The organism is Photorhabdus hainanensis (assembly GCF_018448965.1).
Taxonomy (GTDB): domain Bacteria; phylum Pseudomonadota; class Gammaproteobacteria; order Enterobacterales; family Enterobacteriaceae; genus Photorhabdus; species Photorhabdus akhurstii.
In genome coordinates this window covers 69,017-94,830 of record NZ_RCWD01000009.1, presented here as the reverse complement: position 1 = coordinate 94,830, position 25,814 = coordinate 69,017, and the positions used below count along the sequence as shown (strand labels likewise).

Genomic DNA, 25,814 nt, shown 5'->3' with positions numbered 1-25,814 from the left:
GAGGCTGCGTTTTCTTTAGCCTCGATATAAAGGCACAAAGCGGAGAGAAACTATATGTTTGAACCAATAGAATTAACCAATGACGCGGTGATTAAGGTCATCGGCGTCGGCGGTGGCGGCGGTAACGCTGTTGAGCACATGGTGCGTGAACGCATCGAAGGTGTTGAATTCTTTGCAGTAAATACGGATGCTCAGGCATTGCGTAAAACGGCTGTCGGCCAGACTATCCAGATTGGTAATGGTATTACTAAAGGTTTGGGAGCTGGGGCAAATCCGGAAGTTGGTCGTACTGCTGCTCAAGAAGATCGGGATGCATTGCGCACCGCGCTTGATGGCGCGGATATGGTATTTATCGCTGCCGGTATGGGGGGAGGTACCGGTACTGGCGCCGCGCCTGTGGTAGCTGAAATTGCAAAAGAGCTTGGGATTTTGACCGTCGCTGTGGTGACTAAGCCTTTCAATTTTGAAGGTAAGAAACGCATGGCGTTTGCCGAACAAGGGATCACTGAATTGTCCAAGCATGTAGATTCATTGATTACTATCCCTAACGACAAACTGCTGAAAGTACTTGGTCGTGGCATTTCACTACTAGATGCTTTCGGCGCAGCTAATGACGTTTTGAAAGGCGCGGTTCAGGGCATCGCTGAATTGATCACGCGTCCGGGACTGATGAATGTTGACTTTGCTGACGTGCGTACCGTGATGTCCGAAATGGGCTATGCCATGATGGGTTCTGGTATCGCACAGGGTGAAGATCGCGCAGAAGAGGCCGCTGAGATGGCGATTTCCAGTCCATTGCTGGAAGATATCGACTTGTCAGGTGCTCGTGGTGTTCTGGTTAACATTACCGCTGGCTTTGATCTGCGTTTGGATGAGTTCGAAACAGTGGGTAACACGATTCGTGCATTTGCATCTGATAATGCAACCGTCGTGATCGGTACCTCTCTGGACCCAGATATGAACGATGAGTTGCGTGTGACTGTGGTTGCCACCGGTATTGGTATGGATAAACGTCCTGAAATTACGTTGGTTACCAATAAGTCTTCTCAGTCAAGTGTAATGGAACACCGTCATCAGCACATGTCTGGCGGTATGTCTTCATTGTCTGAAGAAAATAAACCAGCGGCAAAAGTGGTGAATGACCAGAGCGTACAAACTAGCAAGGAGCCAGATTATTTGGATATTCCTGCATTTTTACGTAAACAGGCCGATTAATAGCTAAAAAATTGGATTCTCCGCTTTTTGTGCTAAACTCCCCCGCCAACCATAGTGTATAGTGGTTGGCAGGATGGATAACATTGCGAGATAAAACGATGATCAAACAAAGGACACTTAAACGTATTGTTCAGGCGACTGGCGTCGGTTTACACACCGGTAAAAAAGTCACGCTAACAATGCGCCCAGCACCGGCTAATACCGGGGTCATCTATCGCCGCACTGACTTGAATCCACCGGTTGATTTCCCGGCAGATGCAAAATCCGTGCGTGATACTATGCTCTGTACTTGCCTGGTAAATGAGCATGACGTGCGAATCTCAACGGTTGAGCACCTGAATGCAGCGCTTGCGGGGTTAGGGATTGATAATATTATTATCGACGTTGACGCGCCAGAAATTCCTATTATGGATGGTAGCGCCAGCCCGTTTGTTTTCCTGCTGCTGGATGCGGGCATTGAAGAGCTGAACGTAGCGAAAAAATTCCTGCGTATTAAGGAAACTGTACGTGTGGAGGAGGGTGATAAGTGGGCGGAGATGAAACCTTATAATGGTTTCAGTCTGGATTTCACTATTGACTTCAATCATCCTGCGATTGATTCAAGCTCTCAACGTTACTGTCTGGATTTCTCGGCAGAAGCGTTTGTTCGTCAAATCAGTCGTGCACGTACATTTGGCTTTATGCGTGATATTGAATACTTACAATCTAAAGGCTTATGTTTAGGCGGCAGCTTTGATTGTGCGATTGTTGTTGATGACTATCGTGTACTTAATGAAGATGGCTTGCGTTTTGAAGACGAATTTGTCCGTCATAAAATGCTGGATGCAATTGGTGATCTGTTTATGTGTGGCTATAACATCATTGGCGCGTTTACTGCGTTCAAATCGGGTCATGCGTTGAACAATAAACTATTGCAGGCAGTTCTGGCGCAAGAAAGTGCATGGGAACTGATCACTTTCGAAGATGAAGCTGAAATGCCGATGGCTTTTCGTGCTCCATCAACTGTAATGGCGTAACTCTCTAGTGTGCTGAGAATAATTCGATGATATATCAGTGAGTTATGTTATCAGTGATTTTGTTCTCGCTGATGTTTTTTACTCAGCGTTAGCGCTTATTTTTTAGCTGTGCTGGCACTCTCTCCGGCCAGTGCAGCTAATCGCTCCAATCTTTCCTTCAACTTTTTTGGGCTGCGGTTTGCTAGCACTATTAATTCTTTCGCGCTCTCTTGACTTAACTGACGCATCGGTAACGTTTTGTGATCATCGCTTATCGTTTTTGCGAAGCTCAGCGCATTATTGCCATGCTTAATCATAAGTGATGGGTTAATCCTGATGTCGATAGATGACAATGATGGTAGAATTTCGCTTCTTAGTGTAGAAAGCAGCGTTGGCAGTTCGTAGCGTAATCTGGTCATCCAACTGGCGTTTCCTGCTTCCAGTACCAGAATTTGTTTGCGATAATTAGCGACCCGACACCACGGATGTAATTGTGCGGGAAGCAAGCTGATAACGGCGCGGTTGAGTTTTAACAAAGCGACGGCACGTTGCTGGATAACATGAAGCGGGCTTTTCTCAACGGCAGCGACGTCTTCAAAAAGAACATCTAATGATTGTGGGCGGCTATCGCGCATAATAACAGTAGCTCCGGTATGATGAAGGATTAATGGGTATTCTAAATCTTTGGCGACAATTTGGCAGACGTTATTTCTGGTCACATCTGTTATTAGGGGTAGTTGCGGCAAGTATTGGCGTTCCTACCATTTTAGCGGGTGTTGCCGATAATATTTCACAAGCTAATACCTCCCCTAGCCAGAGTTGGCAAAATCAGGCTTTATCAGCTTTTGATAACCTATTCTCATTGCAGAATGTTCAACATCAGCCTGCCAATGGCGTTAATTACTGGCAACAACATGCGGTACGCAATGTGATCAGGCAGCTTTCTTTTGTTTTTTCTGTTTCCCAACCAATGAACGATGAAACAACAAAACAAAGTATCCGGTTAAGTTCTTCCAGTATTCAGCAACTTGTACTAGAAACTCTGAATGCGCTATTAACTCAGAAACCTAAGCCGCCTGAACCAGTTCCAGATATACCATTCCTGAATATTGCATCACAATCTTCTTATACTCCGACGTTTTGGATTGCTAAAGCCCAAGGTATCCGCGCAGGTCCTACTGCTTATCTCTGAATCTTCTTTTTTTTACAAATTCCGAAATAAATAACTATTTGTTGGCTGCGAGATAACGGCCTTATCTGAGATGTAATTAACTATGCTGATTAAATTATTAACAAAGGTTTTTGGTAGTCGTAATGACCGTACACTGCGTCGTATGCGTAAAGTTGTTGATGTGATCAACCGCATGGAGCCAGAGTTTGAAAAATTGTCTGATGATGAATTGAAGGGTAAAACAGCCGAATTTCGTACCCGCTTAGAAAAGGGAGAATCGCTGGAAAATTTGTTGCCTGAAGCATTTGCAACAGTACGTGAAGCGAGTAAGCGCGTGTTTGCTATGCGTCATTTCGACGTCCAGTTGCTGGGAGGGATGGTCCTGAATGAACGTTGTATTGCTGAAATGCGTACTGGTGAAGGTAAAACACTGACAGCGACTTTGCCTGCTTATTTGAATGCATTAACAGGGCGTGGTGTTCACGTAGTCACAGTGAATGATTATCTGGCACAGCGCGACGCTGAAAATAACCGTCCACTGTTTGAATTTTTGGGATTGAGCGTTGGTATTAACCTGCCAGGTATGCCGGCGCCTGTTAAACGCCAGGCATATGCGGCGGATATTACCTATGGTACTAACAACGAATATGGCTTTGATTATCTTCGTGACAACATGGCGTTTAGTCCGGAAGAGCGTGTGCAGCGTAAATTACATTATGCGCTAGTGGATGAAGTTGACTCCATTCTGATTGACGAAGCGCGGACGCCATTGATTATCTCTGGCCCCGCGGAAGATAGCTCTGAACTTTATATCAAAGTCAATAAGTTGATCCCTAAATTGATTCGTCAGGAAAAAGATGATTCAGAGACTTTCCAGGGAGAAGGTCACTTTTCTGTCGACGAAAAGTCCCGTCAGGTTAACTTGACGGAACGTGGTTTGGTTTTGATTGAACAATTACTGTCGGAAGCCAAATTGATGGAAGAAGGTGAATCCCTATATTCACCAACCAATATCATGCTAATGCACCATGTTACGGCTGCGTTACGCGCCCATGCGCTGTTTACCCGCGATGTCGACTATATCGTGAAAGAGGGTGAAGTCATTATTGTTGATGAACATACTGGCCGTACCATGCAGGGGCGTCGTTGGTCTGATGGATTGCATCAGGCTGTTGAAGCTAAAGAAGGTGTGGAAATTCAGAATGAGAACCAAACCCTGGCTTCTATCACTTTCCAAAACTACTTCCGGTTGTATGAAAAACTGGCGGGTATGACCGGTACAGCCGATACAGAGGCATTTGAGTTTAGCTCTATTTATAAGCTCGATACCATTGTGGTGCCGACAAACCGCCCAATGATTCGTGATGATTTGCCGGATCTGGTTTATATGACCGAAGCTGAAAAAATTGAAGCTATCATTGAAGATATCCGCGAACGTACCAGTAAAGGGCAGCCTGTATTGGTGGGGACTATTTCTATTGAAAAGTCTGAACTGGTTTCTCATGAACTGACTAAAGCGGATATCAAGCACAACGTACTTAACGCCAAGTTTCATGCAATGGAAGCGGATATTATTGCTCAGGCTGGTCAAGTGGGCGCGGTAACTATTGCGACTAACATGGCGGGTCGTGGTACGGATATTGTGCTAGGCGGTAGTTGGCAGGCGGAAATTGCTAAGCTGACCGAGCCAACAGAAGCTCAGATTGAAGAGATTAAATCTGCATGGCAGGAACGCCATGATATGGTTCTGGCCGCGGGCGGTTTGCATATTATCGGTACGGAACGTCATGAATCTCGTCGTATTGATAATCAGCTACGTGGGCGTTCCGGTCGTCAAGGGGATGCGGGATCGTCCCGTTTCTATTTATCAATGGAAGACTCACTGATGCGTATTTTTGCCTCTGATCGTGTCACCGGCATGATGCGTAAACTGGGTATGAAACCCGGTGAGGCAATTGAACATCCGTGGGTAACCAAAGCCATTGCCAATGCTCAACGTAAAGTGGAGAGCCGTAACTTCGATATACGTAAGCAATTGTTAGAGTACGATGATGTTGCTAACGATCAGCGTCGTGCTATTTATGCTCAACGTAACGATTTGCTGGATGTGAGTGATGTTAGTGAAACCATTTGCAGCATTCGTGAAGATGTATTTAAAGCAACCATTGATGCTTATATTCCCCCTCAATCTCTGGAAGAGATGTGGGATGTGGAAGGTTTGCAGCAACGTTTAATGACTGATTTCGATTTAGAGCTGCCGATCAAAGAGTGGTTGGATAAAGAGCCTGAACTACATGAAGAGACGTTGCGTGAGCGTATCCTTGAACAGGCTGTTGAAGTCTATAAACGTAAAGAAGAGATTGTTGGCATTGAAATGATGCGTAACTTCGAAAAAGGTATCATGTTGCAGACTCTGGATATGTTGTGGAAAGAGCATCTGGCAGCAATGGATTACCTACGTCAGGGTATCCATTTACGTGGTTATGCTCAGAAAGATCCAAAACAGGAATATAAACGTGAATCTTTCGCTATGTTTGCAAACATGCTGGAATCGCTGAAATATGAAGTGATTAGTACGTTGAGCAAAGTTCAAGTGAGATTGCCGGAAGAAGTAGAGGCATTGGAGCAACAGCGCCGGGCAGAAGCTGAACGTTTGGCAAGGCAACAGCAATTAAGCCATGAAGTTGAAAAAGGCGCATTGATGTCTACAACAGAAGCACAGATTGCCAGCGGCGCTCGTAAAGTAGGCCGTAATGATCCTTGTCCTTGTGGATCGGGTAAAAAATATAAACATTGCCACGGGCGCTTGCAGTAATGATAAAAAGGCGGGAGACCGCCTTTTTGCTGTTAGGTTTAAGCGAATAACGTTGGATGTAGCATTTGGTTATTGGTCGTTGATCAATCAAAAAGAATAATAGATGAAGAAGTAAGAGTAATATGGAAAAGAAACACCTGCATATAGCCGCTGGGATTATTAGAAATACGCAGCATGAAATTTTTATTACTCAGCGTCATGCTGATGCCCATATGGGTGGTTTCTGGGAATTTCCTGGCGGGAAAGTTGAGAAAGAGGAAACTCCTGAGCAGGCGTTAGTACGTGAGTTACAGGAAGAAATTGGTATTACTGTTACTCATTATGAGTTGGTAAAAACGGTTGAACATGATTTTCCTGACAGGTTGATTACCCTATATTTCTTCTTGGTGGATGGATGGGAAAATGAACCTTTCGGTAAAGAAGGGCAACTTTCTCGGTGGGTATTACAGAAAGATTTAATTGCTGATGAATTCCCGCCAGCTAATCGCAGTATTGTTGCATTACTAACCGCTTGAGTTGTTAATAGCCGCATTATAATAACGCGGCTATTTGTTATTGCTCAGGTTGTTCACTCCAATCATCGCTATCGGAGTTTTCACTTTGGCTTGGTATCCGTTTCTCTTCATTTGCCCACCCGCCTAAGTCAATTAATTGACAGCGCTTACTGCAAAATGGACGATATGGGCTTATTTCTCCCCAAACTACGGTTTTACCGCATGTTGGACATTCAATCGTTAATAACTCAGACATAATAACTTTCCTAATAATTAGTTTGTAATATTAGCAACAGGCTAATTCAAATGGTAAATGGGCAGGCACGAAGCCTTTTTCACTATCCAATGGTAAAAAACGGATAGCAAACCGGGTCTTATGACCGGAAATTTGAGGAAACAGTAAAGGTTTTAATGGCAAACGTAATCTCAATAAATCTGCGCCTTCTGCCGTATTCTGATGAAAACCGTTTTTACTGATTTCTGAACGAAAAATAGCGGATTGGCGGATGAGTTCTAAAATACTTTCTAGTGCTTGTTGGAGAGGTAGCAAACTATCAATCCAGAATGCGACCATTTTATCCCTTTCTGATTGCGGTAAGTGAAGCCATAGATGCAGAGTGGGCAGATCAAAACCACAACAACCACTTGGAATACTGAGGCGTTGGCGCACCATACTGATAATTTTATCTTCTTTCAGGGATTGTCCCAGCCGTGGCGCTTTACTTAATGCGATAGCTCGCTCTTTCAGTTTTAATCTGAAACTATTGACGATATTAATATCAACATCGGGTATTTCAGCCCATTGTTTTAATTTTGCCTGTTGGCGTTCTAACTCTTTTAGCAATTCAGAACGCACTTCCCCTCGTTCTAGCACTTCAAGTAGCTCAGTCACTGTGCGGAAGAAGGCGAGGCTGCTTGCTAGTGAGTCTAAATGGCGTTGACTGGTGAGTTGTTGCAGAGAAGATTCAATTCTCAACCATGCCCGCATTTTTTCATTCAGTGGGTGTTCAAAAATGATTGTAGAAGTTGTGTCACTCATCATGATTATCCTGCCTGGCTGATCCAGCTAATCTTAAATATTGTTGATGTAGTTCGGCAACACGAGGAGCGATTGCCTGTACGTTATCATGATTTGAGATAATGTCATCGGCATAAGCCAGCCTCTCGCTACGGGATGCTTGGGCAGCCAAAATATTTTCAACCTGTTGATTGCTAATACCATCACGAGTGGCTGTTCGGCTGATTTGTAATTCAGGTGAAACGTCAACGACTAGAATCCGATCTGCCAGATGCTTCAAATTATTTTCGACTAATAATGGAACAACCCAAATAACATAAGGTGTGGTTATCTGTTTCAATTGCCGTTGGGTTTCTTGATGTATTAGAGGGTGAAGAAGTTGATTAACCCACTGTTTTTCTTGTCTGTTTGTGAATATTCTTTGGCGTAACAGTGCTCGGTTAAGGCTGCCATTGGGCGTCAATATGTCATGACCAAAGTGTTCTGTGATGGCTTGTAGAGCAGGCGTTCCAGGGGCAACGACTTCTCTGGCAATAATATCTGCATCAACAAGAGGAACGCCAAGAGCTGCAAAAGTATTGGCGATAGTGGTTTTACCGCTGCCAATCCCACCTGTGAGTGCAATAATATAAGTCATCCTATCCCTTAATATTACTTGATACTATTTCGGGATTGTAACCGAAAGGAGGCAGATGACCTAGAGACAAAGCTATGGAATCGTTTTTACTTTAGGTGAGTATCGTACCTAGCTGAAAAATGGGTAAATACATTGCGAGCAATAGTGTACCGACAATAATTGCTATTATGACTATAAGTATTGGTTCTAATAACTGGGTCATATTATCAGAAATTTCCAATGCTTGTTGTTGGTACCAGTTAGCGAGATTTCCTAATAACAGTTCCAGATTGCCAGATTCTTCGCCAACACTGACAAATTGTTGACACAGAGCAGGAAAACAAGATTGCTGTTTCAGTGTTTCGCTCATGGGTATCCCTTGATTAATTTGAGCTCGTAAGAATTTAGTCGCTTGCAGAAATACCGGATGATTTATCGATGCAATAGCACTGTCTAATCCTGCGGTGAGTGTCAGGCCCGCTTTTTGTGTCATAAACAGGATATGGAAAAGTTGCCCTAATTGCTGGCAACTAATTAATTTTGCAATAACGGGTAAACGTAACATCAGATTTTTTTCACGAGTGATCCATATTGTATGACGTTGACGTAATTGTAGGTAAAATAGAAGCAGTATAATTAGTCCAATAACACCATAGCCACCATATTGAATTAGCCAGTTGGAAGTTATTAATAAACTACGAGTGAGTAGCGGAAGTTGTGCGTCAAATGAATGATAAATATGTTCAAATTCGGGTAAAACAAAAATAAGCATCAATAAAATAATGATACTGGCAACAATGATAATAATAAAAGGGTAACGTAGAGCTTTTGCTATTTTTTTCTGTAATTTATCTTGTTGCTCCTGTTGTTTAACTAATAATTGACAACAGACTTCTAATTGCCCGGTCAATTCGCCAACGGTAATAAGTTGACAAAATAAAGGCGGAAATAGAAATGGATAATCTTTTAATGAGGAGGAAAATGATTCTCCACGGGTAATTTTCTTGCTAATATCTAATAATACACAGTGCCATAGTGGATGATCGCATTCACGAATAAGAATATTGAGGCAATTTAGTAATGGCATTCCTGATGATAATAGTGTTGCCAATTGACGAATAAAATTCAGACGGTAAGCAACTTGTTGTTGATGATAAAATATTAATTTTTCACACTTTATATTATAAGGTTGTAATCCAGAATGAATAAGTTGCTGATATAAAGATTTTCGGTTATCACATAGTGATTTTCCTTTTGATATTTCGCCTTTGTTGTTCACTGCTTGCCAATTATAAAGATAATGAATTTTCATTATTATTCCTGACCTGTAACTTGATAAATTTCTTCTAATGTAGTGATGCCTTGTTCTACTAATAAAATACCGGATGAAAGTAAAGTGTCTTTTCTTTGAGCTATAATGGTTTTTTGCCCATTTTGGGAGTTCTGTTCTGATAATATCTGTTTAATATCATCTGTTATTTCTAAAAACTCATAAATAGCCGTTCGACCGTAATAACCGGAAAAACAATGCTCACAACCAACGGCTAGCCATTGCTTAATAAATAGAGAGTTATTTTCAGTATTAATAATAGTTTCTTCTGTTTGTTGTTTGCGGCAACGAAGACATAATTTTCTGACAAGCCGTTGGGCGATAATTAATTTGATACAAGAAGCAGCCATATAACCTGAAATACCCAGATTTTGTAGGCGGGACAATGTATCTATGGTTGAATTAGTATGCAATGTAGAAAGAACCAGATGACCTGTTTGCGCCGCTTTTACTGAAATTTCGGCTGTTTCGCTATCACGTATTTCTCCCACCATAATGACATCAGGATCTTGGCGTAATAGTGCCCGTAATACTTTGGCAAAATTGAGATCAATTTTGCTGTTAGTTTGTGTCTGGTTAATACCGTTCAATGGGATCTCTACTGGGTCCTCTACACTGCAAATATTCTTTTTATTCTGATTCAGATATTGTAAACAGCTATATAAAGTCACAGTTTTTCCGCTACCTGTCGGTCCAGTGACTAAAATCATCCCTTGTGGTAACGCGAGTTTTTGTCGAAGCTGATTTAACAATGGATCAGGAATACCTAGTTGATCTAACAACAATTGTTGCATTGTATTTAATATCCTAAGTACAACTTTTTCTCCGTGTATTGTTGGCAAAGTCGCCATACGAATAGCATAGTTGTGTCGAGTGTCAGACCAATCAAATTGTCCATCCTGAGGCAGTCGTTTTTCAGCGATGTTTAATTTAGCCATTATCTTAAGGCGTGCGGCAATGCTTGCATTCATTTGAGGAGATGGCGAAGACAAGAGGTGTAGTGCGCCATCAACCCGGATACGAATACGGTAACCTTGTTGGAATGGTTCAAAATGAATATCGGATGCACGCCGTTGAATTGCAGTTAATAAAGTTTGATTAATAAGTTGAATAACGGGCGCATCATTTTCATCTGTATTGGTATCAGCGATAAGTGGTAATAACGCGGATTCTTCCTCTGGTACATGACTTAGTGAAGTATTTTGATGTAATATTGATTCTATCCTTGCCAGTGGCCAAATTTCTACATTAACGATACGTCCGGAAATAAATCGTAATGCTGATAATAAATCATCATTAGGTAATTCGTTACTGGCAATTGTTATCGCATTATCATCTTTTTTTATTACAACAGATTGGTGGCGTTGACAAATATCATGGATTTCTCTTTCCATCAATGTGTTTTCTGCCATTGAAAGTGAGTTCATTGTTCTTTCCTGTGTAAAGATGTATTAATAAGAGTAATAAATTAAAATTCAAATATTTCCTGACAACGATTTTTTAATGAATTGTTTGTCGACTCACATTTAATGTTCCATTTAATTGTACCTATTTGTGTATTTTGTGACGGCTTTAATGTAATGCTGAGGTTTTTAAGACTTTTTTCCCCGTTAATGGTAACTTCCCCATTTTTAACTGAAATGCTCTCGATATATCTACTGTTATGATCTTTTGGAATTGACATTGCTCCTGCATTGCAACCCATGAAATCTTCAGTTTCAAAACCGCAAAGTTCTATACCTGATTTATAAGGTACAATATTTTGTAGTATATCTGTTAAAGCGGCTTTCTGGATATATCCTTGATAACTAGGAATACCAATAGCACTTAAGATGGAAATGATAGCAATAGCAACCATAATCTCCATTAAAGTAAATCCTTGTTGTTGTTTCATATTTCTTCCCCGTGTTGTGGTGTTGCGATATAGAGAATGAAGGAAAGAGAAAAAAATGAAATAGGATAGATGAAGGTTATGGAATTGACTCGAAAAAGAATTTATGAATTGCAAGGTTTGCAAAAATATTTACGGTGGTGTTCGCAAATTTTCGATCTACCAATTGCTGATTTACACCACCATCAATATTATTATTGCTAATTATTGAAAGCGCATGGAGAGATCTAATGCTCTAATATGTTTGGTGAGCGCTCCAACAGAAATGAAGTCGATGCCTGTTTCAGCATAGCTGCGCAGAGTATCCAGGGTGATATTGCCGGATACTTCTAAAGGGACTTTACCTGATGTGATAGCGACGGCTTCTTTCATCATTGGAATAGTAAAATTGTCTAGCATAATAATATCAACATTAGCTTTTAGTGCCAAAATGAGTTCATCTAGCGTTTCTACTTCGACTTCAACAGGGACACCGGGGTGAGAATAACGAGCTTTATCTACGGCCTGTTTAATAGATCCATTGGCAATGATATGGTTTTCTTTGATAAGGAAAGCGTCGAATAATCCAAGGCGGTGATTATTACCACCTCCGCAAAATACGGCATATTTTAGGGCTGTGCGTAATCCCGGTAGCGTTTTGCGTGTATCAAGTAATTGGGTTTTTAAACCGGCAAGACGGTGAACGTAGTGACTAGTTTCTGTTGCAACGCCAGAGAGAGTCTGAATAAAGTTAAGAGCGGTGCGTTCACCGGTCAGTAATATCTGTGCTGGGCCTCGTAATATGCAAAGTTTTTGGTTGGCTGTAATTGTATCACTATCTTTGACTAGCCATTCAATGGATATTTGGTCGCCTAATTGAGTAAAAACTTCATTCAGCCATTGTTGTCCACAGAAAATACCATCTTCCCGAGTGATAATGACTGCGGTGGCTTGTTTATTTTCGGGAATTAATTGGCCGGTAATATCAGAAGTGAAATTTGTATTTCCGCCCAGATCTTCTTTTAGTGCGAGGGTTACACTGGTGGGAATGTCGTTCTGCAAGTGTTCCATAAGAACGGCACGGCGCTGATCTGTATTGCAATTTTGTTTTGTCATTAAAAAGCTCCAGAGGTGATAACAATATTAATGGTCTTAACATGCTACCCTGTTGTGTAGTGAACAACTACTATCTTGGTTTTATCATCTGGATTTAAGAAGGAAAAAATGTGGTTGCATGATGAATTGAGTGAGAGAAATTCTTTCACACGATTCGTGTCCACAGGGTGAGCAACCGTTTTATTGGTTATTCATCATATTGTCTACAGAAAAGCTTTGTTGTACTGACACAATGATTTATGGGTAGACCCGAATATATACCCTATGGATTTCAAGATGCATCGCGGCGGCAAGGGAGCGAATCCCCGGGAGCATAGGTAACTATGTGACCGGGGTGAGTGAGCGCAGCCAACAAAGAGGCAACTTGAAAGATGACGGGTATAAAAGAGCATATCACTGGCTATAATGATGTTGTTCTGGGAAGAAAAATTGATCTGGGACTTTATTTCGATTGGACACATTACCAGCAATTGTTGCAGGAGCGGAAAGAATGACTCTCTTTATACTGTTGTTAGTGTTGGCGTGGGAACGGGTTTTCAAAATGGGTGACCATTGGCAATTGGAGCGCCGTCTTGAGCCATTGTTTACCGATTTGAAGTCTTTTTCGTTATGGAAAAGCCTTTTAATGACGTTAGTAGTCATGATGATTACATGGGTATTGATTGAAATATTAAATGATTTTATGTTCGGCATTTTTGAACTGGTTTTATGGGTGTTTATCTGTTTGCTGTGCATCGGAGCAGGGCGCTTACGGCATGATTATCGTGAATATTTTCGTACTGTTCATCAAGATAACAGGGAACAACAAAGAGAATATCTTACGCATTTCGCAATTATTCATGGTTTACCTTCTGATGCCAGCAAAGAGAATATGTTGCGAGAGATACAAAATGCGTTGCTGTGGATAAATTTTCGCTATTATCTGGCGCCGATTTTTTGGTTGATTGTGGCGGGTGAACTAGGGCCGGTTGCTTTAATGGGATATTGTTTCTTAAGGGCTTATCAGGGATGGTTGGCACAATATGGTACACCGGTTCAGAGAGCGCAATCTGGCGTTGATGGTTTGTTGCATTGGTTGGATTGGATTCCCGTTCGTCTGGCTGGAGTTGCTTATGCTTTATTAGGGCATGGCGAGCGGGCTTTACCGGCGTGGGTTGCTTCTCTTAGTGATTTAAGAACTTCACAATACAAGGTGCTCTGTCAGCTTGCTCAATTTTCATTAAGTCGCGAACCCCATCTTGATTCAATTCAAACGCCTATTGCTGCGGTGATATTGGCGAAAAAAGTGACTTTCTCTATCATTGTTGTCGTTGCCTTACTGACAATTTATGGGGCATTGGTTTGATTAGTTGGCTTAATGATTCTTATTGGTTCGGGTTTTATTCATCCCGTGTATGGAGTTGTTTGGCTTACTTTTAGCTATTAGGCCGGTTTATGCAGCGCCGACTGGCGCTGCAACAATTGCAACAACTAAGCAGAGGGTTCGATGAAATAAACATCCGACCATACTGAAATAACCGCAACCGCTCGAGTCAGCCCGCCAGCGCCGTCAGTCTTCAACAGAATCGGTATAACAGACACCTGCGTCGATGCTTTATAACTATTGTCCATCGGCTTAACGTATCTTGCGTTCTCTCCTTCACCTCGGTACCCGGTACTGAGTGATAAGGGGTTGTTGGCCGCATCAGTAAACATGAAAGCGACATCTTCTATTGAAGAGGCTAAGGCATTCGGTTTCCCCAGAACAAATGGCCCATCGATCCGGTAGAGTAAGCGTGAATTTTGAAATACATCACCATCGCCGGAGCAGGTGCTGCTTATCCCTATTTGCCTCTTTGATTATCATTGTCAGATTGCCCGCACTCCCGGTGGTATAGAGGTCGGTGAGCCGAAACGGCCCCGGTGCTACGGTGGTTTGATACACTATTGCCATTCTAGAATACCGTCACCTGTGCATTGGCGTTCGCCACACCGGTTATCTCCGGGGCAAAACCGTGCCGACTATCGGGTAACATCGCCTCCTCCGAAGCCAGTTTCATGCCCCGAAATGGGATACTGTAAAAAATATCGCCACCGGTATAGGCTTCACCGTCGGTGAACTCACGGCGCAGTGAGGGGATATCACGTTGCAGATAGGTATTACTCACCTGCCGTTGAGTCTGTGCCGGCGTGGAAAAACTGGAGGCATCTTCGTTGCGCTGACGATTGTAACTGTAAGTTTGCGTGCCGTGCAGACGCTACGGTCCCAGATTCAACCCATTACGAAAAGAAGCAAACAAATTACGGGAACGTGATCCTTCCCAGTTTCCCTGATTGTCATAATGCCTTTCCGAGCCATTGACGGTGTAGTTCATCAAAAAAGCCGGGATCTCAGGACCCCACAGTGACGGGTTAACCGTTCCAGAATAACGGGGCTGCATGGCGCTCTGAGGGACGCTGAGATCAAGACGTAAACGGACAAAATCCAATGTCGCGCGGGCGTGCGGGATCTGTTTCGTCAGCTCGGTGATGGGGCTGTCATCCGCTTTACCCTGAAAAGCCGGTAACTCGCGAGTATTGACCCATACCTTTCCAGTTGTGCGACGGTGAATACCGGCTGGAGATGGCCGTTAACCAGCCTGAATTCAATCTCGCGGCTGTCCACCTTTATTCTGGTTCATGTAGACATCCACCAGATAGCGCCCGGGTGCGACATATCTCGCGTTTTCATACGCCAAGAGATCGACATGACTGTGTTCACCATCAGCGCCCATTAGGAACATGGGATTAAAGTATTCCCGCGCCGAGGCGGGCAGGGTCGTTGCCGTCAGTGAACACAGCAGACATAGGTATACCGGACGGGGCCAGAAACCGCCCGGTTGACCGGGCGCGTGTTGGTTATCCGCCCGCAGTGCAGGCGGAAATGAAGTTTTTGTTGCCATAGCTCATCTCTGCTTATAATTAAGCCTATGCTGTTGATATTAAGGTCACTCCGCCTGAATATATTAATTATTCTTATTGATTTTCAGTGTTGAGGGAGATTGGTTAATACCTGATATCAGGTTCGTTTTGAACCATCATCTTCGATTTACTCTGTATTGAAATTGACCGGCATGGCGCTGGTTTTGAAAGGTGCCCTGAGTAAAGCGTTCTGTGTTTGTCGTTCAATCTTCGCAACAAAATATCGCGGTAAACCATATGATGTCAGGATGCTAGAACAGTGACTAAGTAGCATTTGCTGTTTACTGTTTCAGGTAAATGATAATTTTTTTCTTTTTCTATCAATAAATTAATGGCAGTTTTCAATGATTATCGCTCTGATTTATCGATTACTTTGAATCGTATTCTGTCTATTTAGTGATAAAAAATTATTGTAATACGATAACTTTTGAAGTACTTTAACGAAAGTTTAGTTAAACATGTATATGGAATGACACAATGTGTGATAAACAGGAGCTTGTAACTAATCCCAGAATCAAGCTACTCAGCTTTCTGGCTATTATTATTGCTTCCGTTATGGCAATTGCTGATATGGGGTTCCATATTGCGTCTTGGTCGTTATGGCATGATACCACTCGTCAGGCTGTTATTCAGGCATATAGCGATCTTATGCCTGCATTGACTGCAAAAGGATTTAAGCAATCTTTATTAAGTCAGGTGCTTTATATCTCGCTGGATACGATCCCTCGAATCATATCGACCGCTTCTTATGTATTAATTGGAATTTTGTTTTTCCGATTTGCTAAAGGTGAAATATGGAGTAACCGCAATATCTCCGCTTCATTTATTATTGGTTTTCTGATGATTCTGGAGCAATTACTTTACCCGGTGATTAATACATTACAAGGAATGGCATTATCTGTAGATTTAGCAAAAGGGCAAAGGGTATTTAGTTTCTCGCTTGGTGTTAATTCAGAATCTCTGTTTATTATTATGTTTGGTGTATTCCTCCTGATATTTAGTTTAATTATGCGTGAATCTAAGAAAATAAGCGATGATCAGCGTTATTTTATCTGAGAACCATCATGAGTATTATAATAAGGTTGGATGTGATCTTAGCGAAAAGGAAAGTAAAGTCTAAAGAGTTGGCTGCTGTTATTGGTATTACTGAGCAAAATTTATCATTGTTGAAAAATGGCAAAATAAAAGGTATCCGTATCGAGACGCTGGAAAGAATTTGTAAACATTTACAGTGTCAGCCTGGAGATATATTGGAATATGTAGAAGATGGAGAGGATAACCGCTAATACAATAAATAAAGTCATTATGTGTCTTTTGGTATCTTATAAGATAGAGCTTTATATTCATTAATCAGTGTTAAGTGCATGAAAATATTAATTATTTCATGTTTTTTATCTAGCCTGTTAATCTTCGGTGTTAATGGAACACCAGTAAAACAGGTTTTTCCTCGCGATAAGAATATATATTTCTCTCTGGGGGAATATTGTTCTGATATTCCTTGGAATGCCAGAAAGATAAAATGCATATGTAGATATTACTTACTCGATCATAAGAAATGATCTCTCTTTTTATATGATTTTAATTTAAGTTAAATTTTTATAAAATATACAGCAATTCAGGGATGTTAACAATGAATAAATTTTTTATTGCTTTATTATCAATATTTGTGATTACAGGATGTTCTTCTATGCCACGGCTTACTGATAGCTATATTTCAACCTGTGGTTATTTTGAATGTAATTTCACGGATATAGTTTCAGGCAGTGAAGTTAAAATAGATAATATACGCTCTATGCCTGATGTTTTCAGGGATATCTCAAGCCAAGACAGACAAATTATCCAGTCTGGTGGAAGACCATCTTTTGAAGATAAGAGTTACCGTGTTGGGGGGACTTTTAAATTCTGATTTGATTTCTCTGGTTATTTATTTATTTTTAATTAAGGTATTTTTATATGAATTTTATAAGAAAAATAGCTGTTGTCCCTTTATTTACCTTATTTACTGTATTGACGGGTTGTACATCGTGGGAAAAACCCGGCGCAACTAAGTATGAAAGAGACAGGGATTACGCTGAATGTAAAGCATTGGGTTATTCTCAATTACCATCAGACTGGACCAGCGAAGTCGTCCATTCTTTCGAGACAAAACATTTTTCTTGTAAAGATAAAGACGAAAAAGAAGATAAATCCTGTAATCATTACGTTACTGTGCCAAAAACGGAAGTTAAGCGTTGGGATAAAAATGAATCGTCAAGGCGTTGGGTAATTTCATCCTGTATGTATAAAAAAGGGTGGAATGAAGTGACGCGCTATTGGTTTTAATGTAGTCCATTTTTACCGCCAGCAGGAGTTACGCGGAGCTGTTGCTGGTGGTTCCTCACATATTTGCCATTATTCCTTGCTAATAGCTAATTTTCGCCCTTCGGTTTTATTGATTTGAGCTACATTTATAACTTGATGGTATGCAATTGTGTTTAAAATCAATGGGTGATGATTTGGTAGCTATATTTTTTTATGAAGATTCAGCTATTTTATTGCTGTAACGATTCAATGTACCCATTTATGCGTTTAAAAAGGTTAGGTTAAGATATTATCTTAGGATGTTTATTAACCTACTGGTTATCAACTTTTGCTAATTTTTAAAAAAAATTGTTAAAATTTGCAGGTTTTTATGATTTAGCACAAGGTCTTTATGGACAGTTGGTGAATACTTTGTTACTTTTATGGCCCAGTGATTTAAATTGGTATTACCAATTGACTTCGGCAAAGATCGAAATCATGTTTATCCATATAGGTATCTACCTTAAGTAGGCGCACTGATACAGGCTGTTTGAACACTGCCCAGGTTCGAAGCGACAAACAAAATAGCCTAATGAGATAGGTTTTAACTGACTTGGTTCTAACTGACTTATAGTAAATATGGCTTATAGCAAAATCCGCCAACCAAAATTATCAGATGTTATTGAGCAGCGTCTTGAGCATCTCATCCTTGAAGGATCTGTGCGTCCAGGGGAGAAGTTGCCGCCTGAACGCGAGTTGGCGAAACAGTTTGATGTGTCGCGCCCTTCACTGCGCGAAGCCATTCAGCGGTTAGAAGCTAAAGGTTTCCTTTTTCGCCGTCAGGGTGGGGGGACGTTTGTTCAGAGTAACCTCTGGCAAAGTTTCAGCGATCCACTGGCACAACTACTGGCTGGTCACCCAGAATCTCAATTTGACCTCCTTGAAACCCGCCATGCTTTGGAAGGCGTTGCCGCCTATTACGCGGCGCTGCGTGGAACTGACGAAGATTTTGAACGCATTCGGCAATATCATCTCGTTATTCAACAAGCTCAGGAAAGTGGCGATGTCAATGCTGAATCCGAGGCTGTTTTGCAATATCAGCTCGTCGTTGCCGAAGCGGCGCATAATGTGGTTCTCCTTCATTTATTACGCTGTATGGCACCTATGCTGGAACAAAATATCCGGCAGAATTTTGAGTTTTTGTATACCCGCCGGGAAATGCTGACGGCTGTCAGCGATCATCGGGCGAAGATTTTTGAAGCGATAATGGCGAGGCAACCAGAGAAAGCTCGTGAGGCATCCCATCGCCATTTAGCTTTCATTGAAGATGTCTTATTGGATCTCAGCCGCGAGCACACTCGTCGCGAGCGATCATTACGACGTCTTCAACAGCATCAGGAATAAAATTAGCTGTGTGGATCTTGAAATTTGCTGCGTCTGCATAGCTAAGTTGAGTCCCTTTACTGAGGGCGCTAGCGGCAACAACAGTGAGGGCCTATCTTCCAGTCATGACCGGCTGAACGTCAAAGGGTATGACGGGAAGATAGGCTCCAAAACAATCATTAGAAACAGATAACAGATAAGGAATACACCATGTCAGACATTTTGAAAAATGACGTGGACCCGATCGAAACTCGCGACTGGTTACAGGCGATCGAATCGGTCATCCGTGAAGAGGGTGTTGATCGTGCCCAGTTCTTGATTGATCAGGTACTGAACGAAGCACGTAAAGGCGGCGTGAATGTTGCGGCCGGTGCTGCTAACCGCGATTATATCAATACCATTGCTGTTGAGGATGAGCCTGCTTACCCTGGCAATCTGGATTTGGAGCGCCGTATTCGCTCTGCTATTCGTTGGAATGCTGTGATGACCGTGTTGCGGGCATCCAAAAAAGATCTGGAATTGGGTGGTCACATGGCTTCATTCCAGTCTTCAGCAACCATGTATGAAGTTTGTTTCAACCATTTCTTCCGTGCCCGTAATGAAAATGACGGCGGCGATTTGGTTTATTTCCAAGGTCACATCTCTCCAGGCGTCTACGCTCGTGCTTTCCTTGAAGGCCGTTTAACTGAAGAGCAGATGAACAATTTCCGTCAGGAAATTCATGGCAATGGTCTCTCTTCTTATCCGCATCCAAAATTGATGCCTGAATTCTGGCAGTTCCCAACTGTTTCAATGGGCTTGGGGCCAATCGGTGCGATTTATCAGGCTAAGTTCCTGAAATATCTGGAACACCGTGGTCTGAAAGATACCTCCAAGCAGACCGTTTATGCTTTCTTGGGCGACGGTGAAATGGATGAGCCAGAATCCAAAGGGGCGATCACTATCGCAACCCGTGAAAAACTGGATAACTTGGTATTTGTTATCAACTGTAACCTGCAACGTCTGGATGGCCCGGTTACAGGCAACGGCAAAATCGTTAATGAGCTGGAAGGCATTTTTGACGGCGCTGGCTGGCAGGTCATTAAAGTGCTTTGGGGCGATCGTTGGGATGAATTGCTGCGTAAAGATACCAGCGGTAAGTTGATCCAACTGATGAATGAAACGCTGGATGGTGATTACCAGACGTTCAAATCCAAAGATGGCGCTTATGTGCGTCAACATTTCTTTGGCCGTTACCCAGAGACCGCTGAATTAGTCAAAGATATGACTGATGACCAGATTTGGGCGCTGAACCGTGGTGGTCACGATCCTAAGAAAGTCTTTGCTGCTTTGAAAAAAGCGCAGGAAACTACCGGTAAACCAACGGTTATCTTGGCTCAGACTATCAAAGGTTACGGTATGGGTGATACCGCGGAAGGTAAAAACATCGCTCATCAGGTTAAGAAGATGAATATGGAAGGCGTTCGCCATTTCCGTGATCGTTTCAATGTGTCTGTGGCTGATGACCAACTCGAAAATCTGCCGTATGTGACTTTTGATAAAGACTCAGAAGAGTATAAATATTTGCATGAGCGTCGTGCAGCGTTGGGTGGTTATTTGCCAAGCCGTCGTACTCATTTTGAAGAGAAGCTGGAACTGCCAACGCTGGAAGATTTTGGTGCGTTGCTGGAAGAACAAAACAAAGAAATTTCTACCACTATCGCTTTCGTTCGTGCTTTGAACGTAATGTTGAAGAACAAGTCAATCAAAGATCGTCTGGTTCCAATCATTGCCGATGAAGCGCGTACTTTTGGTATGGAAGGTCTGTTCCGTCAGATCGGCATCTACAGTCCTAACGGCCAGCAGTATACTCCGCAGGACCGTGAACAGGTTGCTTACTATAAAGAAGACGCTAAAGGTCAGATTCTGCAAGAAGGCATCAATGAACTGGGTGCTGCTTCATCGTGGCTGGCGGCGGCAACCTCTTACAGCACTAATAACCTGCCGATGATTCCGTTCTACATTTACTACTCTATGTTCGGGTTCCAACGTATTGGCGACATGTGCTGGGCAGCAGGTGACCAACAGGCTCGCGGCTTCCTGATTGGTGGTACTTCCGGTCGTACAACCTTGAATGGCGAAGGTCTGCAACACGAAGATGGTCATAGTCACATTCAGTCTCTGACTATCCCTAACTGCATCTCTTACGATCCGGCATTTGCTTATGAAGTTGCTGTGATTATGCATGATGGTTTAGAGCGTATGTATGGTGAGAAACAAGAGAACATTTACTACTACATCACCACGCTGAACGAAAATTACCACATGCCGGCAATGCCGCAAGGCGCGGAAGAAGGTATCCGTAAAGGTATCTACAAGCTGGAAAGCTTGGAAGGCAGCAAAGGTAAAGTTCAGCTATTAGGTTCTGGTTCTATTCTGCGTCATGTTCGTGAAGCGGCACAGATTCTGGCTAACGATTATGGCGTGGGTTCTGATGTGTACAGCGTGACTTCATTCACTGAACTGGCTCGTGATGGTCAGGATTGTGAACGTTGGAACATGTTGCACCCAACAGAAACGCCACGTGTACCTTATGTTGCTCAGATCATGAATGAAGCACCGGCAGTGGCTTCTACTGATTATATGAAGCTGTTCGCAGAACAAATTCGTAACTTCATCCCTGCGAGCGAATTCCGCGTATTGGGTACTGACGGTTTCGGTCGTTCCGATAGCCGTGAAAACCTGCGTCATCATTTTGAAGTTGATGCTTCTTACGTGGTAGTTGCTGCTTTGGGTGAACTGGCTAAGCGCGGCGAGATCGACGTGAGTGTTGTGGAAGAAGCAATCAAGAAATACAACATTAACCCAGAAAAAGTTAACCCGCGTCTGGCATAAGAGGTAAAGAATCAATGGCTATCGAAATTAAGGTACCGGATATCGGTGCGGATGAAGTTGAAGTCACCGAAATCATGGTGAAAGTTGGCGATACAGTGGAAGTTGACCAATCGCTGATTACCGTGGAAGGTGATAAGGCTTCTATGGAAGTTCCATCCCCTCAGGCGGGTGTTGTTAAAGCGATCATCATTGCGGTTGGCGATAAAGTTGAAACTGGCAAACCGATTATGATTTTTGATTCTGCGGAAGGTGCTGTAGAAGCTGCGCCAGCGGAAGAGCCAGCAGCGATAACATTGTCTTCGCGTATGGCAGAGCCAGAACCAGTGGCTTCTGCGGCTATGAATGTTCATGTACCGGATATCGGCGGTGACGAAGTCGAAGTTACCGAAGTGATGGTGAAAGTTGGCGATGCAGTGGAAGCTGAACAATCGCTGATCACCGTAGAGGGCGATAAAGCCTCTATGGAAGTACCTGCGCCATTCGCAGGTATCGTTAAAGAAATTCAAATCAAGATCGGTGATAAAGTGAAAACCGATTCTATGATTATGGTATTTGAAGTTGCGGGGGCGGCGCCTGTCGCTCCGGTTGCTTCAACTCCAGCACCAGCGGCTGAACCAGAGAAAGCGGCAGCGCCGGTTATTGCTAGCAGAAGTTTCGCGGAAGAAGACAAAAATGATTTCGCTGAAAATAGCGCTTATGTTCATGCAACGCCGGTGATCCGTCGTCTGGCGCGGGAATTCGGCGTTAACCTGGCTAAAGTGAAAGGTACGGGGCGTAAAGGCCGTGTTCTGCGTGAAGATGTTCAGGCTTACGTGAAAGACGCGGTTAAACGTGTTGAATCGGCTCCTGCATCAGCCGGTGGCGGTCTGCCGGGTATGTTGCCTTGGCCGAAAGTTGATTTCAGCAAATTTGGTGAAATTGAAGAAGTTGAACTGGGCCGTATTCAGAAAATCTCTGGTGCTAACCTGAGCCGTAACTGGGTGATGATCCCACATGTTACTCAGTTCGACGAAACGGATATCACTGAAGTTGAAAACTTCCGCAAACAGCAGAATCAGGAAGCTGAGAAGAAACAGCTTGGCGTGAAGATTACTCCGCTGGTATTCATCATGAAAGCGGTAGCAAAAGCGCTGGAAGAGATGCCGCGCTTTAACAGCTCTATCTCGGAAGATGGCCAGAAACTGACGCTGAAAAAATACATCAACATTGGTGTGGCGGTTGATACACCTAATGGTCTGGTGGTTCCGGTATTCCGCGACGTTAATAAGAAAGGCATTATCGAATTGTCCCGTGAACTGACTGAAATGTCTAAGAAAGCTCGTGCCGGCAAACTGACTGCATCTGATATGCAGGGTGGATGCTTCACTATTTCAAGCCTGGGCGGTATCGGCGGCACTGCGTTTACGCCAATCGTTAATGCGCCAGAAGTGGCTATCTTGGGCGTATCCCGCTCATCAATGAAGCCGGTATGGAATGGTAAAGAGTTTGTACCACGTCTGATGCTGCCTCTGTCACTCTCCTTCGATCACCGTGTGATCGATGGTGCTGATGGTGCGCGTTTCATCACATTTATTAATCATGCGATGAGCGATATCCGCCGTCTGGTGATGTAATCTCAAAGGCCGGCCATGTGCCGGCCTGATTGTTATTGCGGTGACAGAGAAACTACTTATATCTGGTGAATTTGTTGCGAGTTCTGTCACGTTAACGCGCTTTTCAGGTTATTAACAATTCTGTAAACTGCTCGCGGTGTGTAGGTCCCGGTGGAATATATCGTTTTTGGCGCCTGACCCGCCGGACAAACAATTAAGAGGTCATGATGAGTACTGAAATTAAAGCCCAAGTTGTGGTACTTGGGGCAGGTCCAGCAGGGTATTCTGCTGCTTTTCGTTGCGCGGATTTAGGTTTGGAAACCGTCCTGGTGGAACGTTACTCTACCTTAGGTGGTGTTTGTCTTAACGTTGGTTGTATCCCTTCTAAGGCATTGCTGCATGTAGCAAAAGTGATTGAGGAAGCTAAAGCGCTGGCAGATCATGGCATCGTTTTTGGTGAACCGAAAACTGACATCGAAAAAGTCCGTGTTTGGAAAGAAAAAGTTATTAATCAGCTAACCGGTGGTTTGGCTGGTATGGCTAAAGGCCGTAAAGTTAAAGTGGTTAATGGTTTTGGTAAATTTACAGGGGCTAACACGCTGGTTGTTGAAGGTGAAGGTGGCGCAACAACGATTAATTTTGATAACGCCATTATTGCCGCAGGCTCCCGTCCTATCCAACTGCCGTTTATTCCTCATGATGACCCGCGCGTTTGGGATTCTACAGATGCTTTGGCGCTGACAACGGTTCCTGGCCGCTTGTTGGTGATGGGCGGCGGTATTATCGGTCTGGAAATGGGAACCGTTTACCATGCTCTGGGTTCTCAGATTGATGTTGTTGAAATGTTGGATCAGGTGATTCCTGCGGCTGATAAAGACGTGGTGAAAGTCTTTACCAAACGTATCAGCAAACAATTCAATCTGATGCTGGAAACCAAAGTTACCGTGGTAGAAGCCAAAGAAGATGGTATCTACGTCACGATGGAAGGCAAAAACGCACCGACAGAACCACAGCGTTATGACGCGGTTCTGGTTGCCATTGGTCGTGTACCTAACGGTAAAATGCTGGATGCGGGTAAAGCCGGCGTTAACGTTGATGACCGCGGCTTTATTCATGTTGATAAGCAAATGCGCACCAATGTGCCGCACATCTTTGCTATTGGCGACATCGTTGGTCAGCCGATGCTGGCGCATAAAGGCGTTCACGAAGGTCACGTTGCGGCAGAAGTGATTTCCGGTAAGAAACACTACTTTGATCCAAAAGTGATTCCATCCATTGCTTACACTGAACCAGAAGTTGCATGGGTTGGCTTGACTGAGAAAGAAGCAAAAGAGAAAGGCATTAGCTATGAAACGGCAACTTTCCCGTGGGCAGCTTCTGGCCGCGCGATTGCTTCTGATTGTGCTGATGGTATGACCAAGCTGATTTTCGATAAAGAAAGCAATCGTATTATCGGTGGGGCTATTGTTGGTACTAACGGTGGTGAACTGCTGGGTGAAATCGGTCTGGCGATTGAAATGGGCTGTGATGCGGAAGATATCGCGTTGACCATCCACGCTCACCCAACGTTGCATGAATCGGTAGGTCTGGCCGCTGAAGTCTTTGAAGGCAGCATTACTGATTTGCCTAATGCGAAAGCGAAGAAAAAGAAATAATTTCTTAAATCGATTAATCTAATTTACCGAAGCGGCTTTCATTTATATGGAGGCCGTTTTTTGTTCTGGTATGACCTGTTTGAAAAAACACGGCATAAAAAGTATGGCTTTTGTGGGTGTTACTGGCAAAAATCAGCGGAATAATCTGTTTTAATAGCTTTGTCTGCTGTTAATTCAGAATATTACTATCAGTTAATGTTACTTTTATGTGAACGAATTAACATCGCATTCAAATTTTGGTATGCTGGACGCCCGAAGCTGGGCATAATTTGTTTGCACTTACTAAGTTATGCCGGCAATCCTCTGACCTGGCACCCGGAACCATAATTAACAACCTGTCCCTGGAAGGGCTATTGTTGCGAAAACACATGTTGTTACGCAAAGATAATGGCTTGGTGAGGCAGGTTCTAAGGCGGGTGCAGAGCCGGGTAGATAAAATGACAATGAGAG

At 43.1% G+C, this 25,814-nt stretch carries 26 protein-coding genes and 1 pseudogene; 15 read left to right on the top strand and 12 right to left on the bottom strand.

Translation table 11 applies throughout. The features are described 5' to 3' along the window. Window positions 1-54 precede the first annotated feature (54 nt). Window positions 55-1,215, top strand: a complete 1,161-nt coding sequence (gene ftsZ, locus EAE92_RS07715) for a cell division protein FtsZ (protein ID WP_036777497.1) — start codon at window positions 55-57, stop codon at window positions 1,213-1,215. A gap of 98 nt (window positions 1,216-1,313) precedes the next feature. Beyond that, window positions 1,314-2,231 carry a UDP-3-O-acyl-N-acetylglucosamine deacetylase gene (gene lpxC, locus EAE92_RS07710; protein ID WP_214067653.1) on the top strand — a complete coding sequence of 306 codons (918 nt, stop codon included), beginning with the start codon at window positions 1,314-1,316 and terminating at the stop codon, window positions 2,229-2,231. 95 nt (window positions 2,232-2,326) lie between these two features. Here lpxC and EAE92_RS07705 read toward each other — a convergent pair whose 3' ends face one another. Beyond that, on the bottom strand, window positions 2,327-2,845 hold the full coding sequence (locus EAE92_RS07705) for a DUF721 domain-containing protein (protein WP_214067652.1): 519 nt from the start codon (window positions 2,843-2,845) through the stop codon (window positions 2,327-2,329). A gap of 32 nt (window positions 2,846-2,877) precedes the next feature. On the opposite strand from EAE92_RS07705, the gene secM reads away from it, so the two are divergent. The 3 genes from secM to mutT all read left to right on the top strand — a co-directional run bounded on the left by secM (window position 2,878) and on the right by mutT (window position 6,711). After that, window positions 2,878-3,402: a secA translation cis-regulator SecM gene (gene secM, locus EAE92_RS07700; protein ID WP_105398335.1), complete on the top strand. Its 525-nt coding sequence runs from the start codon at window positions 2,878-2,880 to the stop codon at window positions 3,400-3,402. Between the two features lie 82 nt (window positions 3,403-3,484). Next, complete coding sequence (secA, locus tag EAE92_RS07695) at window positions 3,485-6,196, top strand: preprotein translocase subunit SecA (RefSeq protein ID WP_214067651.1); 2,712 nt, start codon at window positions 3,485-3,487, stop codon at window positions 6,194-6,196. Window positions 6,197-6,318: 122 nt separating this feature from the next. Beyond that, window positions 6,319-6,711 (top strand): 8-oxo-dGTP diphosphatase MutT, encoded by a 393-nt coding sequence (gene mutT / locus EAE92_RS07690; protein ID WP_046395692.1) that lies wholly within the window; start codon window positions 6,319-6,321, stop codon window positions 6,709-6,711. A 37-nt stretch (window positions 6,712-6,748) separates the two neighbouring features. On the opposite strand, the gene yacG is transcribed toward mutT, so the two are convergent. From yacG to nadC, 7 genes are all read right to left on the bottom strand, one after another. Continuing rightward, the gene (yacG, locus tag EAE92_RS07685) at window positions 6,749-6,946 is read right to left on the bottom strand and encodes a DNA gyrase inhibitor YacG (RefSeq protein ID WP_036777504.1); all 198 of its coding nucleotides are present in this window, start codon (window positions 6,944-6,946) and stop codon (window positions 6,749-6,751) included. 30 nt (window positions 6,947-6,976) lie between these two features. Next, window positions 6,977-7,729 carry a cell division protein ZapD gene (zapD, locus tag EAE92_RS07680; RefSeq protein ID WP_065389149.1) on the bottom strand — a complete coding sequence of 251 codons (753 nt, stop codon included), beginning with the start codon at window positions 7,727-7,729 and terminating at the stop codon, window positions 6,977-6,979. Next, window positions 7,722-8,345, bottom strand: coding sequence for a dephospho-CoA kinase (gene coaE / locus EAE92_RS07675; RefSeq protein WP_214067649.1), 624 nt, complete (start codon window positions 8,343-8,345; stop codon window positions 7,722-7,724). The genes zapD and coaE overlap by 8 nt, the downstream gene beginning before the upstream one ends. Window positions 8,346-8,436: 91 nt before the next feature. Then, complete coding sequence (gene hofC / locus EAE92_RS07670) at window positions 8,437-9,636, bottom strand: protein transport protein HofC (RefSeq protein ID WP_214067648.1); 1,200 nt, start codon at window positions 9,634-9,636, stop codon at window positions 8,437-8,439. A gap of 2 nt (window positions 9,637-9,638) precedes the next feature. Continuing rightward, the gene (gene gspE / locus EAE92_RS07665) at window positions 9,639-11,081 is read right to left on the bottom strand and encodes a type II secretion system protein GspE (RefSeq protein WP_214067647.1); all 1,443 of its coding nucleotides are present in this window, start codon (window positions 11,079-11,081) and stop codon (window positions 9,639-9,641) included. 41 nt (window positions 11,082-11,122) lie between these two features. Further along, window positions 11,123-11,548 carry a prepilin peptidase-dependent pilin gene (gene ppdD / locus EAE92_RS07660; RefSeq protein ID WP_214067646.1) on the bottom strand — a complete coding sequence of 142 codons (426 nt, stop codon included), beginning with the start codon at window positions 11,546-11,548 and terminating at the stop codon, window positions 11,123-11,125. Window positions 11,549-11,749: 201 nt separating this feature from the next. Further along, window positions 11,750-12,640, bottom strand: coding sequence for a carboxylating nicotinate-nucleotide diphosphorylase (nadC, locus tag EAE92_RS07655; protein ID WP_214067645.1), 891 nt, complete (start codon window positions 12,638-12,640; stop codon window positions 11,750-11,752). Window positions 12,641-13,011: 371 nt separating this feature from the next. Between nadC and EAE92_RS24970 the strand changes: the two genes are divergently transcribed. Continuing rightward, window positions 13,012-13,134, top strand: a complete 123-nt coding sequence (locus EAE92_RS24970) for a hypothetical protein (RefSeq protein WP_265340040.1) — start codon at window positions 13,012-13,014, stop codon at window positions 13,132-13,134. Further along, complete coding sequence (ampE, locus tag EAE92_RS07650) at window positions 13,131-13,985, top strand: beta-lactamase regulator AmpE (protein WP_214067644.1); 855 nt, start codon at window positions 13,131-13,133, stop codon at window positions 13,983-13,985. Before EAE92_RS24970 ends, ampE begins: the two co-directional genes overlap by 4 nt. Before the next feature lie 125 nt (window positions 13,986-14,110). Here the strand turns inward: ampE and EAE92_RS24485 are convergent, their stop codons facing one another. The 4 genes and pseudogenes from EAE92_RS24485 to EAE92_RS24475 form a co-directional block, all read right to left on the bottom strand. Then, on the bottom strand, window positions 14,111-14,335 hold the full coding sequence (locus tag EAE92_RS24485; RefSeq protein WP_246545072.1) for a hypothetical protein: 225 nt from the start codon (window positions 14,333-14,335) through the stop codon (window positions 14,111-14,113). A gap of 97 nt (window positions 14,336-14,432) precedes the next feature. Beyond that, window positions 14,433-14,573 (bottom strand): fimbria/pilus outer membrane usher protein, encoded by a 141-nt coding sequence (locus EAE92_RS24965; protein WP_281422757.1) that lies wholly within the window; start codon window positions 14,571-14,573, stop codon window positions 14,433-14,435. A gap of 1 nt (window position 14,574) precedes the next feature. After that, window positions 14,575-14,874: a fimbria/pilus outer membrane usher protein gene (locus EAE92_RS24480; protein WP_281422760.1), complete on the bottom strand. Its 300-nt coding sequence runs from the start codon at window positions 14,872-14,874 to the stop codon at window positions 14,575-14,577. Between the two features lie 3 nt (window positions 14,875-14,877). Continuing rightward, window positions 14,878-15,393: pseudogene (locus tag EAE92_RS24475) on the bottom strand (FimD/PapC N-terminal domain-containing protein). A 664-nt stretch (window positions 15,394-16,057) separates the two neighbouring features. Here EAE92_RS24475 and EAE92_RS07635 point away from each other — a divergent pair. The 8 genes from EAE92_RS07635 (at window position 16,058) to lpdA (ending at window position 25,364) form a co-directional block, all read left to right on the top strand. After that, entirely contained in the window at window positions 16,058-16,636 is a 579-nt protein-coding gene (locus tag EAE92_RS07635; RefSeq protein ID WP_214067643.1) for a hypothetical protein, read from the top strand. 8 nt (window positions 16,637-16,644) lie between these two features. Further along, window positions 16,645-16,866, top strand: a complete 222-nt coding sequence (locus EAE92_RS07630; protein ID WP_214067642.1) for a helix-turn-helix domain-containing protein — start codon at window positions 16,645-16,647, stop codon at window positions 16,864-16,866. A 344-nt stretch (window positions 16,867-17,210) separates the two neighbouring features. Beyond that, window positions 17,211-17,486, top strand: a complete 276-nt coding sequence (locus EAE92_RS07625) for a hypothetical protein (RefSeq protein WP_214067641.1) — start codon at window positions 17,211-17,213, stop codon at window positions 17,484-17,486. 47 nt (window positions 17,487-17,533) lie between these two features. Beyond that, window positions 17,534-17,902 (top strand): hypothetical protein, encoded by a 369-nt coding sequence (locus EAE92_RS07620; protein ID WP_214067640.1) that lies wholly within the window; start codon window positions 17,534-17,536, stop codon window positions 17,900-17,902. Window positions 17,903-18,499: 597 nt separating this feature from the next. After that, window positions 18,500-19,264, top strand: coding sequence for a pyruvate dehydrogenase complex transcriptional repressor PdhR (pdhR, locus tag EAE92_RS07615; RefSeq protein ID WP_036777528.1), 765 nt, complete (start codon window positions 18,500-18,502; stop codon window positions 19,262-19,264). A 189-nt stretch (window positions 19,265-19,453) separates the two neighbouring features. After that, entirely contained in the window at window positions 19,454-22,117 is a 2,664-nt protein-coding gene (gene aceE / locus EAE92_RS07610) for a pyruvate dehydrogenase (acetyl-transferring), homodimeric type (protein ID WP_214067639.1), read from the top strand. A gap of 14 nt (window positions 22,118-22,131) precedes the next feature. Further along, on the top strand, window positions 22,132-23,730 hold the full coding sequence (gene aceF / locus EAE92_RS07605) for a pyruvate dehydrogenase complex dihydrolipoyllysine-residue acetyltransferase (protein ID WP_214067637.1): 1,599 nt from the start codon (window positions 22,132-22,134) through the stop codon (window positions 23,728-23,730). A gap of 206 nt (window positions 23,731-23,936) precedes the next feature. Beyond that, window positions 23,937-25,364 carry a dihydrolipoyl dehydrogenase gene (lpdA, locus tag EAE92_RS07600; protein WP_088776099.1) on the top strand — a complete coding sequence of 476 codons (1,428 nt, stop codon included), beginning with the start codon at window positions 23,937-23,939 and terminating at the stop codon, window positions 25,362-25,364. Window positions 25,365-25,814 lie beyond the last annotated feature (450 nt).